Source organism: Clostridium hydrogeniformans DSM 21757, from assembly GCF_000686705.1.
GTDB classification, from domain to species: domain Bacteria; phylum Bacillota; class Clostridia; order Clostridiales; family Clostridiaceae; genus Clostridium_Z; species Clostridium_Z hydrogeniformans.
Genome location: NZ_JMLJ01000025.1, coordinates 1 through 14978 on the forward strand (window position 1 = coordinate 1; position 14978 = coordinate 14978).

At 35.3% G+C, this 14978-nt stretch carries 14 protein-coding genes and 1 other annotated feature; all 14 genes read left to right on the forward strand.

Features of this window, described 5'->3' with window-relative positions; genetic code table 11:
* A partial coding sequence (locus BR69_RS21565) for an EF-Tu C-terminal domain-related protein (protein ID WP_150112267.1) occupies positions 1-91 on the forward strand: 91 nt, incomplete at its 5' end.
* Positions 92-262: 171 nt separating this feature from the next.
* Positions 263-412, forward strand: a complete 150-nt coding sequence (rpmG, locus tag BR69_RS0112930) for a 50S ribosomal protein L33 (protein ID WP_027633558.1) — start codon at positions 263-265, stop codon at positions 410-412.
* Between the two features lie 40 nt (positions 413-452).
* Positions 453-686: a preprotein translocase subunit SecE gene (secE, locus tag BR69_RS0112935; RefSeq protein ID WP_027633559.1), complete on the forward strand. Its 234-nt coding sequence runs from the start codon at positions 453-455 to the stop codon at positions 684-686.
* A 40-nt stretch (positions 687-726) separates the two neighbouring features.
* Entirely contained in the window at positions 727-1248 is a 522-nt protein-coding gene (gene nusG / locus BR69_RS0112940) for a transcription termination/antitermination protein NusG (protein ID WP_027633560.1), read from the forward strand.
* Between the two features lie 98 nt (positions 1249-1346).
* Positions 1347-1772, forward strand: coding sequence for a 50S ribosomal protein L11 (rplK, locus tag BR69_RS0112945; protein WP_027633561.1), 426 nt, complete (start codon positions 1347-1349; stop codon positions 1770-1772).
* A gap of 54 nt (positions 1773-1826) precedes the next feature.
* Entirely contained in the window at positions 1827-2516 is a 690-nt protein-coding gene (gene rplA, locus BR69_RS0112950; RefSeq protein ID WP_027633562.1) for a 50S ribosomal protein L1, read from the forward strand.
* Between the two features lie 44 nt (positions 2517-2560).
* Positions 2561-2693 (forward strand) — a sequence feature (ribosomal protein L10 leader region).
* Positions 2694-2727: 34 nt separating this feature from the next.
* Positions 2728-3225: a 50S ribosomal protein L10 gene (gene rplJ / locus BR69_RS0112955; RefSeq protein WP_027633563.1), complete on the forward strand. Its 498-nt coding sequence runs from the start codon at positions 2728-2730 to the stop codon at positions 3223-3225.
* 92 nt (positions 3226-3317) lie between these two features.
* Complete coding sequence (gene rplL / locus BR69_RS0112960) at positions 3318-3680, forward strand: 50S ribosomal protein L7/L12 (protein ID WP_027633564.1); 363 nt, start codon at positions 3318-3320, stop codon at positions 3678-3680.
* Positions 3681-3939: 259 nt separating this feature from the next.
* Positions 3940-7641 (forward strand): DNA-directed RNA polymerase subunit beta, encoded by a 3702-nt coding sequence (gene rpoB / locus BR69_RS0112965; RefSeq protein ID WP_027633565.1) that lies wholly within the window; start codon positions 3940-3942, stop codon positions 7639-7641.
* A 21-nt stretch (positions 7642-7662) separates the two neighbouring features.
* The gene (gene rpoC / locus BR69_RS0112970; RefSeq protein WP_027633566.1) at positions 7663-11196 is read left to right on the forward strand and encodes a DNA-directed RNA polymerase subunit beta'; all 3534 of its coding nucleotides are present in this window, start codon (positions 7663-7665) and stop codon (positions 11194-11196) included.
* A gap of 163 nt (positions 11197-11359) precedes the next feature.
* Positions 11360-11602 (forward strand): ribosomal L7Ae/L30e/S12e/Gadd45 family protein, encoded by a 243-nt coding sequence (locus BR69_RS0112975; RefSeq protein ID WP_027633567.1) that lies wholly within the window; start codon positions 11360-11362, stop codon positions 11600-11602.
* Positions 11603-11670: 68 nt separating this feature from the next.
* The gene (rpsL, locus tag BR69_RS0112980) at positions 11671-12048 is read left to right on the forward strand and encodes a 30S ribosomal protein S12 (RefSeq protein WP_027633568.1); all 378 of its coding nucleotides are present in this window, start codon (positions 11671-11673) and stop codon (positions 12046-12048) included.
* 154 nt (positions 12049-12202) lie between these two features.
* Positions 12203-12673 carry a 30S ribosomal protein S7 gene (gene rpsG / locus BR69_RS0112985; protein ID WP_027633569.1) on the forward strand — a complete coding sequence of 157 codons (471 nt, stop codon included), beginning with the start codon at positions 12203-12205 and terminating at the stop codon, positions 12671-12673.
* 77 nt (positions 12674-12750) lie between these two features.
* Positions 12751-14817, forward strand: coding sequence for an elongation factor G (gene fusA / locus BR69_RS0112990; RefSeq protein WP_027633570.1), 2067 nt, complete (start codon positions 12751-12753; stop codon positions 14815-14817).
* Positions 14818-14978: the final 161 nt, after the last annotated feature.

Consider the following 14978-nt stretch of genomic DNA (forward strand, 5'->3'; position numbering starts at 1 on the left):
ACCAGTAGCTATGGACGAAGGATTAAGATTCGCTATAAGAGAAGGTGGAAGAACAGTAGGATCAGGAGTTGTTACTTCTATAGTTAAATAATTAAGTGGATTTTTGGAAGGGCTGGGTTGCAAAACCTGGTCCTTTACATAGGAAATTCAAGTTGACACAATATTTTAATTATGATAAATTATTAAGGTAATGCGTACTTTTTAGAGTGTAGTAGGGACGGCGTTCTAATAAAATATATTATAAATACTGGAGGTGCTTGTTGTGAGAGTGAAGATAACTATAGCGTGTACAGAGTGCAAGCAAAGAAATTATAACACAATGAAGAATAAGAAAAATGACCCAGATAGATTAGAAATGAAGAAGTATTGCAAGTTCTGTCAAAAGCAAACGCTTCATAAAGAAACTAAGTAATTTTAAAATTACCGAATATCTTTTAAGGATGTGTTAAAAGATGGCTGTGGATGGGAAAAAAAGTGGTAAAGACCAGGTGAATGATAAAAAAGGTTTCTTCAAGTTTTTAAAAGAGGTCAAAGCTGAAACTAAGAGGATAACTTGGCCTTCTAAAAAAGAAGTTAAAAAGGCTGCTATAGCTGTAGCTACATTCTGCATTATGTACATAGTGTTCATAGGTGGAATAGACATGATTTTTCAAAACCTCTTTAAAACAGTCTTTGGAATAAAGTAAAAAAAAGGAGGTGGGGGTGACTAGGTTTACCCCTTGAAATATGAGTGAAAAAGCTAAATGGTACGTTGTACACACATATTCAGGTTATGAGAATAAAGTAAAAGCAAATCTTGAAAAGGCTATAGAAAACAGAAATCTTCATAGTCTTATTCATGCAGTAGAAGTTCCGGTAGAAGAACAAATCGAAGAAAAAGATGGAAAACAAAAGATTACGCTTAAAAAGAAGTTTCCTGGATATGTTTTGATTAAGATGTTAATGACAGACGATTCATGGTATGTAGTAAGAAATACCAGAGGAGTAACAGGTTTTGTTGGACCTGGGTCTAAACCAGTGCCGCTTACCGATGAAGAGATTGAATCTATGGGTGTTCAAGAGATGCCTGTGGATATAGACTTGGAGGTAGGTGAAACTATTCAGGTTATTTCAGGACCGCTTAAAGACTTTACAGCGGTAATTCAAGAAATAAACTTAGAAAAACATAAAATTAAAGCATTGGTTAGTATGTTCGGAAGAGAAACACTAGCTGAGCTTGACTTTAATCAAGTAGAAAAATTTGATTAATATTTTAAACTACAATAAAAGATTACAAGACGAAAGTCTTAGTAAAGTGGGAGGACTATAAAATAGTCCGAAATACCACAGTATAGGAGGAATAACTCATGGCTAAGAAAGTTACAGGAATGATTAAACTTCAACTTCCTGCTGGAAAGGCAACTCCAGCACCACCAGTTGGGCCTGCATTAGGACAACACGGTGTTAACATTATGGGATTCTGTAAGGAGTTTAACGCTAAAACAGCAAATCAAGCTGGATTAATAATACCAGTTGTAATTACTGTTTATCAAGATAGATCTTTTAGCTTTATATTAAAGACTCCTCCAGCGGCAGTATTATTAAAGAAAGCAGTTGGAATTGAGAGCGGTTCTGGTGTACCAAACAGAACAAAAGTTGCAAAGGTTACTAAAGATCAAATAAGACAAATAGCTGAAACAAAAATGCCAGACTTAAATGCAGCATCAATAGAGACTGCTATGAGCATGATAGAGGGAACAGCTAAGAGTATGGGAATAGTTGTTGAAGACTAATTTTTTATTCGGTGGGAGGTAACTACCGTTAATACCACAAAGGAGGCTTGCTAAATGGGAAAGAATTATATTGAAAGTGCAAAGTTAGTAGATAAGAATGCATTATACACTACAGCAGAAGCTATGGAATTAGTTGTTAAGACTGCTAAGTGTAAGTTTGATGAAACAATTGAAGTTGCTGTAAGATTAGGAGTTGATCCAAGACACGCAGACCAACAAGTAAGGGGAGCAGTAGTTCTTCCTCACGGAACTGGTAAAAGTGTTAAAGTTTTAGTATTCGCTAAGGGTGATAAGGCTAAAGAAGCAGAAGCTGCAGGAGCAGAATATGTTGGAGCTGAGGATCTAGTTGCTAAGATACAAAACGAAAATTGGTTTGATTTTGATGTAGTAGTTGCTACTCCAGATATGATGGGTGTAGTAGGAAGACTAGGAAGAGTGTTAGGACCTAAGGGATTAATGCCAAACCCTAAGTCAGGAACTGTTACATTTGATGTAACTAAGGCTGTTCAAGAGATTAAAGCTGGTAAGGTTGAATATAGAGTAGATAAAACTGCTATAATCCACGTTCCAGTAGGAAAGAAATCTTTTGGAGAACAAAAGTTAATGGAAAACTTCCGTGTATTAATGGAAGCTGTAGTTAAGGCTAAGCCAGCAGCTGCTAAAGGACAATACATAAAGTCCGTTGCTGTATCAAGTACTATGGGACCTGGAATTAAAATAAACTCAACAAAAGTTTTAGATTAGTATTGACATATAGGTATGTCTATGATAAAATCAATTTTGTTGATTAATTGAATAGCAATATTCCGTAGACAGTGGGTGCATAAGCGTAAAGTTTGAGACTACCTACCGAGGGTCCGTACAAGATTTGGAATTGTAAGGTCTTCTTGCGTCTGCGAGGAGGCCTTTGTTATTTTAAATAAACAGCAATATCGTAAGGAGGTGGCATACAGTAATGAACAAGAATAGACAATTAAAAGAAGCTAAGGTTGCTGAGATAAAAGAAAAGCTTGAAAAAGCTCAAGCTGTTATATTAGCTGATTATCAAGGTTTAACTGTTGAACAAGATACAACTCTTAGAAAAAATTTAAGAGAAGCAGGAGTTGAGTATAAAGTATATAAGAATACTTTAGTTGCTCTAGCTGCTAAGGAATTAGGATTTGACGGAGTAGTTGAATACCTAGAAGGACCTGTATCTATAGCTTTTGGCTATGAAGATGTAACTGCACCAGCTAGAATCTTAAATGATTTTGCAAAAAATCATAAGAAGTTAGAATTAAAAGCTGGTATAGTTCAAGGAGAAGTATATGATGCTGAGAAGGTTAAGCAACTTGCAGCTATACCTTCAAAAGAAGTTCTTATTGCAAAACTTCTTGGAAGTATCAAGTCTCCAGTATCAAACCTTGCATATTTATTAAATGCAATAAAGGAAAGCAAGGAAACTGCAGAATAATAAATTATAAGCAGTTGATATATACAATGTAATTACTTATATAAAAAATAAAATTAAAATACGATAATAGAAATTTTGGAGGTGCTTTAAAAATGACAAAAGAGCAAATCATTGAAGCTATAAAGAATATGAGTGTTTTAGAATTAAACGACTTAGTTAAGGCTTGCGAAGAGGAATTCGGAGTAAGCGCAGCTGCTCCAGTAGCAGTAGCAGGTGCAGCAGCAGGTGCAGCAGCAGAAGAAAAAACTGAATTCGACGTAGTATTAACTAGCGCAGGATCAGAAAAGATAAAGGTTATAAAGGCTGTTAGAGAATTAACTGGATTAGGATTAAAGGAAGCTAAGGAAATAGTTGACGGAGCTCCTAAGACATTAAAAGAAGCTATAGCTAAGGAAGAAGCTGAAGCTATGAAAGCTAAGCTTTCTGAAGTTGGAGCAACTGTAGAATTAAAGTAATTAGCTAATAATTAAAAAAAGAGGCGCTTTTTAAGTGCCTCTTTTTTAATGAATTGCTGTTGACTGACTTTTTTACTTGTGTTATTATTATTTAATGTACTGTCATATACTATGAGAAAAAATATAAAAAATAATGATTATTTTGGTTTATTTTATCAAAATTGGTTATAATAATATGATGATCGTATGCAATCCGAAAGCTTAGAATATAAAATACTAACTTTTGGTTATTTTAGTTTATACAAGGGGTGAAAGCTTAATGGTACATCCTATACAACGTGGAAAAAGAACAAGAATGAGTTTTGGTAGGGTAAAAGAAGTTGCCGATATGCCAAACTTAATTGAAGTCCAATTAGACTCCTATAAGTGGTTTCTAAAGGAAGGGTTATATGAAGTCTTTGATGACATAAACCCAATAAGCAATTATACAGGAAATCTTATTCTTGAATTTATCGATTTTAATGTTGAAGAGGAAAATACAAAGTACTCTGTTGATGAATGCAAAGAAAGAGATGCAACTTATGCTGCACCTTTAAAGGTTAAGGTAAGATTGCGTAATGAAGAAACAGGAGAAATAAAGGAACAAGAAGTCTTTATGGGAGATTTCCCATTAATGACTGATCAAGGAACTTTTGTAATTAATGGAGCGGAAAGAGTTATAGTAAGCCAACTTGTAAGATCACCAGGGGTTTATTATAGCGTTTCTAGGGATAAGTCAGGAAAGAAATTATTTTCAGCAACAGTTATCCCTAACAGAGGTGCGTGGCTTGAGTACGAAACAGATTCTAATGACATAATATATGTAAGAATTGACAAGACTAGAAAGCTACCTATAACAATATTGGCTAGAGCTCTTGGATTTGGAAGTGACCAAGAAATAGTGGATTACTTCGGTGAAGATGAAAGACTACAAGCTAGTATTGAAAAGGACAGCACAAAAACTAAAGAAGAAGCTTTATTAGAAATATATAAGAGATTAAGACCAGGTGAACCACCAACAGTTGATAGTGCAATAGCTTTAATTGATTCATTATTCTTTGATGCTAAGCGTTATGATCTTTCTAAGGTTGGTAGATATAAGTTTAATAAGAAACTAGCTTTAAACTTAAGATTATCTAATCAAATAGCAGCCGAGGATATAGTGAACCCAGCTACGGGTGAAATACTAGTTGGTAAAAATGAAAAGATCTCAAGAGAGGTAGCATTAGATATACAAGACTGTGGAATAAACATGGTTGACATCCTTGTAGAAGATAAGGTTGTTAGGGTGATAGGAAATCATTTTGTTAACATAAGTAAACATGTTAACTTTAATGCTGAAGAACTTGGAATAAAAGAGTTAGTTCATTATCCTACACTTAGAGAAATATTAGATGCACACTCAGAGGACAATGAAATAAAAGAACAAATAAAAAAGAATATCAATAGATTAATACCTAAGCATGTAATAAGAGATGATATCTACGCTACTATAAGTTATGAATTAGGTTTAGCTTATGGAGTGGGATATGTTGATGATATAGATCACTTAGGAAATAGAAGATTAAGATCTGTTGGTGAGTTACTTCAAAATCAATTCAGAATTGGTTTATCTAGAATGGAAAGAGTAGTCAAAGAGAGAATGACTATTCAAGACCAAGAAGGAATAACTCCTCAGCAACTTATAAACATAAGACCTGTAGCAGCAGCTATAAAGGAATTCTTTGGAAGCTCTCAGCTTTCACAGTTCATGGATCAAACTAATCCACTTTCAGAGTTAACTCATAAAAGAAGATTATCTGCATTAGGACCAGGAGGACTTTCAAGAGAAAGAGCAGGATTCGAAGTAAGAGACGTTCACCATTCACATTATGGAAGAATGTGTCCTATAGAAACACCTGAAGGACCTAATATAGGACTTATAAACTCTTTGGCTACTTATGCTAGGGTTAATGAATATGGATTTATGGAAACGCCTTATAGAGTTGTTGATAAGGAGTTAGGAAGAGTCACTGAAGAAATAAGATATTTTACTGCTGATGAAGAGGATAGATATCTAGTTGCTCAGGCTAATGAACCTTTAGATGAAGAAGGTAAGTTTATAGATAAAAAAGTAACTGTAAGAGTTAGAGATGAAGTTGTTGTAGTTCCAAAAGAGGATGTTGATTTAATGGATATATCCCCAAGGCAAATAGTATCTGTTGCAACTGCAATGATACCATTCCTTGAGAATGATGACGCATCAAGAGCTCTTATGGGATCCAACATGCAACGTCAGGCTGTTCCGTTGTTAAAACCACAAGCACCTGTAGTTGGTACTGGAATAGAATTCAAGGCCGCTGTAGACTCAGGGGTTCTACCTAAGGCTAAAAACCCAGGTGAGGTTATATATGTAAGTGCTAATGAAGTTAGGGTTAAAAGAGACTCTGATGGAGGAATAGATACTTATAGACTATTAAAGTTTAAGAGATCTAACCAAGGTACTTGTATAAATCAAAGACCTATAGTTTCTAAGGGAGAAAAAGTAGATAAGGGAAGTGTATTATCAGATGGACCTTCTACTGACCTTGGAGAAATAGCATTAGGTAAAAATATAAGAATGGGCTTCATAACTTGGGAAGGATACAACTATGAGGATGCGATGCTAATATCAGAGCAACTTGTACGTGATGATGTATTTACTTCAATTCACATAGAGGAATATGAGTGTGAAGCTAGAGATACAAAACTAGGACCAGAAGAAATTACAAGAGATATTCCAAACGTAGGTGAGGATGCTCTTAAAGACATAGATGAACGTGGAATAATAAGAATAGGTGCAGAAGTAAGATCAGGAGATATATTAGTTGGTAAGGTTACTCCAAAGGGAGAAACAGAATTAACTGCAGAAGAGAGATTACTTAGAGCAATATTTGGAGAAAAGGCTAGAGAAGTAAGAGATACTTCTTTAAGAGTTCCACATGGAGAAGCAGGAATAATTGTTGATGTTAAGGTGTTTACTAGGGAGAATGGTGATGAATTACCACCAGGAGTAAATCAACTAGTAAGATGCTATATAGCTCAAAAGAGAAAGATATCTGTTGGAGATAAGATGGCTGGACGTCACGGAAACAAAGGGGTTATCTCTAGAGTTCTTCCAGAAGAAGATATGCCATTCCTACCAGATGGTAGACCACTTCAGATATGTTTAAATCCTCTAGGGGTTCCTTCTCGTATGAACATCGGTCAGGTTCTTGAGGTTCACTTAGGATGGGCTGCTTCAAATATGGGATGGCATATTGCAACTCCAGTGTTTGATGGTGCTAGAGAAGAAGACATTGAGCAGTGTTTAGAAGATGCAGGATATGATAGAGATGGAAAGACTGCTTTATATGATGGAAGAACAGGAGAAGCATTTGACAATAGAGTTACTGTTGGATATATGTATATCTTAAAACTTGCTCACTTAGTTGATGACAAGATACACGCAAGATCTACAGGTCCATACTCACTAGTAACTCAACAACCTCTAGGAGGTAAAGCGCAATTCGGAGGACAAAGATTTGGAGAGATGGAAGTTTGGGCATTAGAAGCTTATGGAGCTGCTCATACACTACAAGAAATCTTAACAGTTAAGTCCGATGATGTTGTAGGAAGAGTTAAGACTTACGAAGCAATAGTTAAGGGAGAAAACATACCAGAACCAGGTGTGCCAGAGTCCTTTAAGGTTCTTATAAAAGAACTACAAGCTCTTTGCTTAAATGTTAAGGTTCTTAACAATGATAACCAAGAGATTAGGTTAAAGGAATCAGTAGATGAAGAATTAGAAGATTTAGAAGTGAATATAGAGGGCGTAGAGGAAAAAGATGAGAATTCCACAGAGGACGGATATGTTCAAGAAACAGACGAAGTGGAAGAAGAATCTGATATAGATTATGACTCTATAGAACTTGATGATTTTAGTACTGATTTAGATATAGATAGTTTTGATGATGAACACTAATTTTGAAGGGAGGATATACCCTTGATTGAATTAAATAATTTTGATGCGCTACAAATTGGTTTAGCTTCCCCGGAACAGATAAGAGAATGGTCTAGAGGTGAGGTTAAAAAGCCTGAAACTATAAATTATAGAACCTTGAAACCAGAAAGAGATGGTCTATTCTGTGAAAGGATATTTGGACCTATAAAAGACTGGGAATGTCACTGTGGAAAATATAAGAGAGTTAGATATAAAGGTATAGTTTGTGATAGGTGTGGAGTAGAAGTAACAAAGTCTAAGGTGAGACGTGAGAGAATGGGGCATATTGAACTTGCTGCCCCTGTATCTCATATATGGTACTTTAAAGGAATACCATCAAGAATGGGATTAATCCTTGATATGTCACCAAGATCCTTAGAAAAGATTCTTTATTTTGCATCTTATGTGGTTCTTGATCCTAAAGAAACACCACTATTAAAGAAGCAACTATTAAACGAAAAAGAATATAGGGAAGCAATAGATAAATATGGTGAGGAAAGCTTTGTTGCTGGAATGGGAGCAGAGGCTGTAAAGAAACTTCTTGAGGAAATAGATTTAGAAAGAAGTTCTAAAGAATTAAAGGAAGATCTAAAGACTTCTACTGGACAAAAGAAAGTTAGAGTAATAAGAAGATTAGAAGTAATGGAATCTTTTAGAAAGTCTAACAATAAGCCAGAATGGATGATAATAGGGGTTATTCCTGTAATACCGCCAGATTTAAGACCTATGGTTCAATTAGATGGAGGTAGATTTGCTACTTCTGACTTAAATGATCTATATAGAAGAGTTATAAACAGAAATAACAGACTTAAGAAGCTTCTTGATTTAGGAGCTCCTGACATAATAGTTAGAAATGAAAAAAGAATGCTTCAAGAAGCAGTAGATGCTCTTATAGACAATGGTAGAAGGGGAAGACCAGTTACAGGTCCAGGAAATAGACCGCTTAAATCTTTATCAGATATGTTAAAGGGTAAGCAAGGTAGATTTAGACAAAACCTTCTAGGTAAGAGAGTTGACTATTCAGGAAGATCTGTTATAGTTGTTGGTCCAGAACTTAATATGTATGAATGTGGACTTCCAAAAGAAATGGCATTAGAATTATTTAAGCCATTTGTTATGAAGAAGTTAGTTGAGGATGGAGTAGCTCACAATATTAAGAGTGCAAAGAGAATGGTTGAAAGAGTTCAACCTCAAGTATGGGATGTATTAGAGGGTGTCATAAAAGAGCATCCAGTATTACTTAACCGTGCACCTACTCTTCATAGACTTGGAATTCAAGCATTCCAACCAGTGCTTGTTGAAGGTAGAGCTATAAAGCTTCATCCTTTAGTATGTACTGCTTATAATGCTGACTTTGATGGAGACCAAATGGCAGTTCACGTGCCACTTTCAGTTGAAGCTCAAGCGGAAGCAAGGTTCTTAATGTTATCTGCAAGTAATATACTTAAACCATCTGATGGTAAGCCAGTTTGTGTACCTACACAAGATATGATACTTGGATCTTACTACTTAACTTTAGATAAGGATGGAGAGATTGGGGAAGGAAAGATCTTCTCATCCCTTGAAGAAGCATTAATGGCTTATCAAGTTAAGGATATAACTCTACATTCAAAAGTTAAAGTAAGGGTAACTAAGGAAATCCAAGGAAGTACTTATACTGGATTAATAGATACAACTGTAGGTAAGTTAATATTTAATGAGTCTATACCACAAGATTTAGGTTTTGTTGATAGAACTGATACAGAGAACTATTTAAAGCTAGAAGTAGATTTCTTAGTTGATAAAAAGAAACTAGGAGTTATTGTTGATAAATGTTACATGAAATACGGTCCAACACAAACTTCTGTAATGTTAGACCAGATAAAGGCAAAAGGATATCACTATTCTACAATAGGAGCGGTAACAGTTGCTGCTTCTGATATGATAGTTCCAGATGCAAAGGCAGTTCTTCTAAAGAGTGCTGAAGAGACAGTTGATAAGATAGAGAAGATGTATAAGAGAGGTCTTATATCTGAAGATGAGAGATATGAAAGAGTCATAGATAAATGGACTAAAACCACGGAAGAAGTGGCTGATGCACTTATGGAGAGTTTGGATAGATTAAATCCAATATTCATGATGGCAGATTCAGGAGCCAGAGGATCTAAATCTCAGATTAAACAGCTTGCTGGTATGAGAGGACTTATGGCAGCTCCATCTGGTAAGATAATAGAGCTTCCTATAAAGGCTTCCTTTAGAGAAGGTCTAGACGTTCTTGAATACTTTATATCTACTCACGGAGCTAGAAAGGGTAACGCCGATACAGCTCTTAAAACAGCAGACTCAGGGTATCTAACAAGAAGACTAGTTGATGTAAGTCAAGATGTTATAGTAAGACAAGAAGACTGTGGAACAGATGATGGTATTATTGTAACAGAGATAAGAGAAGGAAATGAAATAATAGAAGATCTTAAAGAAAGATTAACAGGTAGATATACTGCTGAGGATTTAATAAATCCAACTACAGGAGAGCTTATAGTTCCTAAGGATAGCTATATGAATGGTGATTTAGCAGAAAAGGTGACTAATGCTGGTATAACTAAGGTTAAGATAAGATCTGTATTTAAGTGTGATGCTAAGATTGGTGTATGTTCTAAATGTTATGGTATGAACATGGCAACGGCTGAGAAAATAAATATAGGGGAAGCTGTAGGTATAATAGCAGCTCAATCTATAGGAGAACCAGGAACTCAGCTTACAATGAGAACATTCCATACCGGTGGAGTTGCTACTAGTGCCGATATAACTCAAGGTCTTCCAAGAGTTGAGGAGCTATTTGAAGCAAGAAAGCCAAAGGGATTAGCTATAGTAACAGAAATATCAGGTACTGTTAAAATAGAGGAAACAAAGAAAAAGAGAATTGTTGTTATAACTGGAGAAGATGAAGTTAAGGAATATGACATTCCTTTCGGATCAAGATTGAAGGTAAGTAACGATGAATTCATTTCTGCTGGAGATGAGGTTACAGAAGGATCTGTAAACCCTCATGATATATTAAAGATTAAGGGGATAGAGGGAGTAAGAAAATACTTACTTTCAGAAGTTCAAAAGGTTTATAGACTTCAGGGTGTTGATATAAATGATAAGCACTTAGAGGTTGTTGTTAGACAAATGACTAGAAAAGTTAAAATTATTGAATCTGGAGACACAGCAATGCTTCCAGGAACAATGGTTGATATATTTGACTTTAATGAAGCTAATAAGATAGTTAGAGAGCAAGGTGGAGTAGAATCTACTTGCGAGTATGTGCTTCTTGGAATCACAAAAGCATCTCTTGCTACAGATTCATTCTTATCTGCTGCTTCTTTCCAAGAAACAACAAAGGTTCTTACGGATGCAGCTATAAAGGGTAAGATAGATCCATTAGTTGGACTTAAAGAAAATGTTATTATTGGTAAGTTAATACCAGCAGGAACAGGTATGACTAAATATAGTTCCGTAAAGTTAAACACTGATAAGGAAAACCTAGATGTTGAGTTAACAAATACCATTGAGTAAACACATAGATTTTATTGACAGTTAGACTACTAAATGATAAAATACAACTTGTGTGATTTTTTAAAATTATATACTCTAGTGGTTTAAAAGTGTCTACATGTATTCATGTGAGGCAGGGTAAATGCTTTGCCTCCATCATATTGTTCATTTAGGAGGGAATATCATGGTAGACAGGGTTTTAGGAAAAAAGGTGGCTGGAGTTAAACAAGCCACAAAAGCCATTAAGAGTGAAACAGTGAAGATTCTCTACGTGGCAAATGATGCTGACTTTAAACTTATAAAACCTTTGCTTGAAATTGCAAAAAAGTTTCAAGTTGAGATTCAGTACATAGATACTATGAAAGAATTAGGAAAAATGTGTGGTATAGATGTGGGATCAGCAGCTATGGTTACAATAAAAGAATAATTAAGCTATTTCCTGAAATTTAATATATAGATGATTAAATTTTAAAAATTTTTAGGAGGTGAAAAATTATGCCAACTATTAGCCAATTAGTAAGAAAAGGCAGAAAGACAGCAGTAACAAAATCAACTGCACCAGCATTAAAGGAGTGTCCTCAAAAAAGAGGGGTTTGTACAGTAGTTAAAACTATGACTCCTAAGAAGCCTAACTCAGCTTTAAGAAAAGTTGCTAGGGTTAGACTTACTAACGGATATGAAGTATCTGCTTATATCCCAGGAATAGGCCACAACTTACAAGAGCACAGTGTTGTTCTAATAAGAGGTGGAAGAGTTAAAGACTTACCAGGGGTTAGATACCACATATTAAGAGGAGCATTAGATTGCTCAGGTGTAGCTAACAGAATGCAGTCTAGATCTAAGTACGGTGCAAAGAGACCAAAGCAAAAGTAATAGGTTAATGTTGATTAGTGCTATGTCTTCAGTATTTGAATATATATACGAAGTTTATATAGATTGTCTTGCGGAAGATAGAGCACTTTACGGCATGAAATTACAATGTCGAGTACCGATGACTTAAATATTAATTGTTAAGGAGGGAAGAAAAGTGCCAAGAAAAGGACATATAGCAAAAAGAGATGTTTTACCAGATCCAATATACAATAGCAAAGTGGTAACTAAGCTAATAAACAGCATAATGGAAGATGGTAAAAGAGGAGTAGCTCAAAAGATATGCTACGATGCATTTTCAATAGTAGCTGAGAAAACTGGAAAGGAAGCAATTGAGGTTTTCGAAGAAGCTATGAATAATATAATGCCTTTATTAGAGGTTAAAGCAAGAAGAATAGGTGGAGCTACTTATCAAGTTCCAATAGAGGTAAGACCAGAAAGAAGACAGACATTAGGAATCAGATGGTTACTAATAGCTGCTGGTAAAAGAGGCGAAAAGTACATGAGAGAAAGATTAGCTAATGAGCTAGTTGATGCTTCTAACAACACAGGATCTGCTGTGAAGAAAAGAGAAGATACTCATAAGATGGCTGAAGCTAATAAAGCATTCGCACACTACAGATACTAACAAAAAACTGTTTTGGCTTTTAAAGTCAAAACAGTTTTGTCAAATTTAAAAGTACAAATTGAGAGGAGGAATATACCGTGGCTAGACAATTCCCATTAGAAAAGTTCCGTAATATCGGAATAATGGCGCATATAGATGCGGGAAAAACAACAACAACTGAACGTATACTGTTCTATACAGGAAAGACTCATAAAATAGGTGAAACACATGAAGGTGCTGCAACTATGGACTGGATGGTTCAAGAGCAAGAAAGAGGTATAACAATTACTTCAGCAGCAACAACTTGTCAGTGGAAAGGTCACGCTATAAATATAATAGATACACCAGGGCACGTAGATTTTACAGTTGAAGTTGAGAGATCTTTAAGAGTTCTTGATGGTGCTGTAACAGTACTTGATGCTAAGAGTGGTGTTGAACCTCAAACTGAAACAGTATGGAGACAGGCAGATAAGTATGGAGTACCAAGAATGATATATGTAAATAAGATGGATGCTACAGGAGCTAACTTCTTTACATGTGTTAATTCTGTAAGAGATAGATTAAAAGCTAACGCAGTGCCTATACAAATTCCAATAGGTCAAGAAGACCAGTTCATAGGAATGGTTGATTTAATAACTCAAAAGGCTATTATACATAAGAATGACCTAGGAACTGAAAAGGAATATAATGAAATACCAGAAGAGTTAAAGGATCAAGCTGAAGAGTACAGAATGGCTATGATAGAAGCAATAGCTGAAACTGATGAAGAGCTTATGATGAAATACTTAGATGGTGAAGAGTTAACAGTAGAAGAAATTCATAATGGTATAAGAAAAGCTACAATAGCTAACCAAATAATAGCTGTTATATGTGGATCTTCTTACAAAAATAAGGGTGTTCAAGAAATGATAGATGCAGTTGTTGAATACATGCCATCTCCATTAGACATTCCTGCTATAAAGGGAGTTAATCCTGATACTAACGAAGAAGAAGACAGACCAGCTGATGATTCAGCTCCAATGTCAGCATTAGCATTTAAAATAGCTACTGATCCATTTGTTGGAAAACTTGCATTCACAAGAGTTTACTCTGGTGTAATGGAAAGTGGTACTTATATTCTTAACTCTACAAAGGGTAAGAAGGAAAGAGTAGGAAGAGTTGTTAAAATGCACGCTAACCATAGAGAAGAAGTTGCAGAGCTTAGAGCAGGAGACTTAGGAGCTGTAGTTGGATTAAAAGATACAACAACTGGAGATACTTTATGTTCAGAAAAATCTCCTGTAATACTTGAGTCTATGGAATTCCCAGAGCCAGTTATACACGTTGCTATAGAGCCAAAGACAAAAGCAGGTCAAGAAAAAATGGGTATAGCTTTAGCTAAACTTGCAGAAGAGGATCCAACTTTCAAGACTCATACAGATCAAGAAACTGGTCAAACAATAATAGGTGGAATGGGAGAGCTTCACTTAGAAATCATCGTTGATAGACTTCAAAGAGAATTCAAAGTTGAGTGTAATGTTGGTGCTCCTCAAGTTGCTTATAAGGAAACTATCAGAAAGGCTGTTAAGGCTGAAGGTAAGTTTGTAAGACAATCAGGTGGACGTGGACAATACGGACATTGTTGGATAGAAATGATACCAACAGAAGGCGAATATGAATTCCAAAATGCAATAGTTGGAGGATCTATTCCAAGAGAATATATTCCAGCTATCGATAACGGAATACAAGAAGCTTCTGATAGTGGTATAATTGGTGGATATGAAGTTATAAACTTCAAAGTTAAGTTATTTGATGGATCTTACCATGATGTTGACTCATCTGAAATGGCATTTAAAATAGCTGGATCTATGGCGTTTAAGAATGCTATGGCTAAAGCTGACCCAACATTACTTGAGCCAATGATGAAGGTTGAAGTAACTGTACCAGAAGAGTACATGGGAGATGTTATGGGAGACATTAACTCTAGAAGAGGTAGAATCGAAGGAATGGAAGCAAGAAATGGAGCTCAGATCATAAGATCATTCGTTCCACTTTCTGAAATGTTTGGATATGCAACTACTCTAAGATCAAGAACTCAAGGTAGAGGTACTTATTCTATGGAATTCGATCATTATGAAGAAGTTCCAAAGAGCATACAAGAGCAGGTTGTAGGAAAAAAAGCTTAATTTAAGATTATAAATAATATATTTGATTATTTTTAAAATAATATTATAATATTTATGTAAAAATATATATTTAAAATTGAAGGAGGAATTTAACAATGGCAAAGGCAAAATTCGAGAGAAATAAACCTCACGTTAACATTGGAACAATAGGTCACGTAGAC

What these genes read in the sequence shown, in the direction of transcription:
- rplK (WP_027633561.1), top strand. Translation starts at nt 1,347, where the DNA reads ATGGCTAAGAAAGTTACAGGAATGATTAAACTTCAACTTCCTGCTGGA.
- rpsL (WP_027633568.1), top strand. Translation starts at nt 11,671, where the DNA reads ATGCCAACTATTAGCCAATTAGTAAGAAAAGGCAGAAAGACAGCAGTA.
- nusG (WP_027633560.1), top strand. Translation starts at nt 727, where the DNA reads ATGAGTGAAAAAGCTAAATGGTACGTTGTACACACATATTCAGGTTAT.
- rplJ (WP_027633563.1), top strand. Translation starts at nt 2,728, where the DNA reads ATGAACAAGAATAGACAATTAAAAGAAGCTAAGGTTGCTGAGATAAAA.
- rpoB (WP_027633565.1), top strand. Translation starts at nt 3,940, where the DNA reads ATGGTACATCCTATACAACGTGGAAAAAGAACAAGAATGAGTTTTGGT.
- rplL (WP_027633564.1), top strand. Translation starts at nt 3,318, where the DNA reads ATGACAAAAGAGCAAATCATTGAAGCTATAAAGAATATGAGTGTTTTA.
- secE (WP_027633559.1), top strand. Translation starts at nt 453, where the DNA reads ATGGCTGTGGATGGGAAAAAAAGTGGTAAAGACCAGGTGAATGATAAA.
- BR69_RS0112975 (WP_027633567.1), top strand. Translation starts at nt 11,360, where the DNA reads ATGGTAGACAGGGTTTTAGGAAAAAAGGTGGCTGGAGTTAAACAAGCC.
- rplA (WP_027633562.1), top strand. Translation starts at nt 1,827, where the DNA reads ATGGGAAAGAATTATATTGAAAGTGCAAAGTTAGTAGATAAGAATGCA.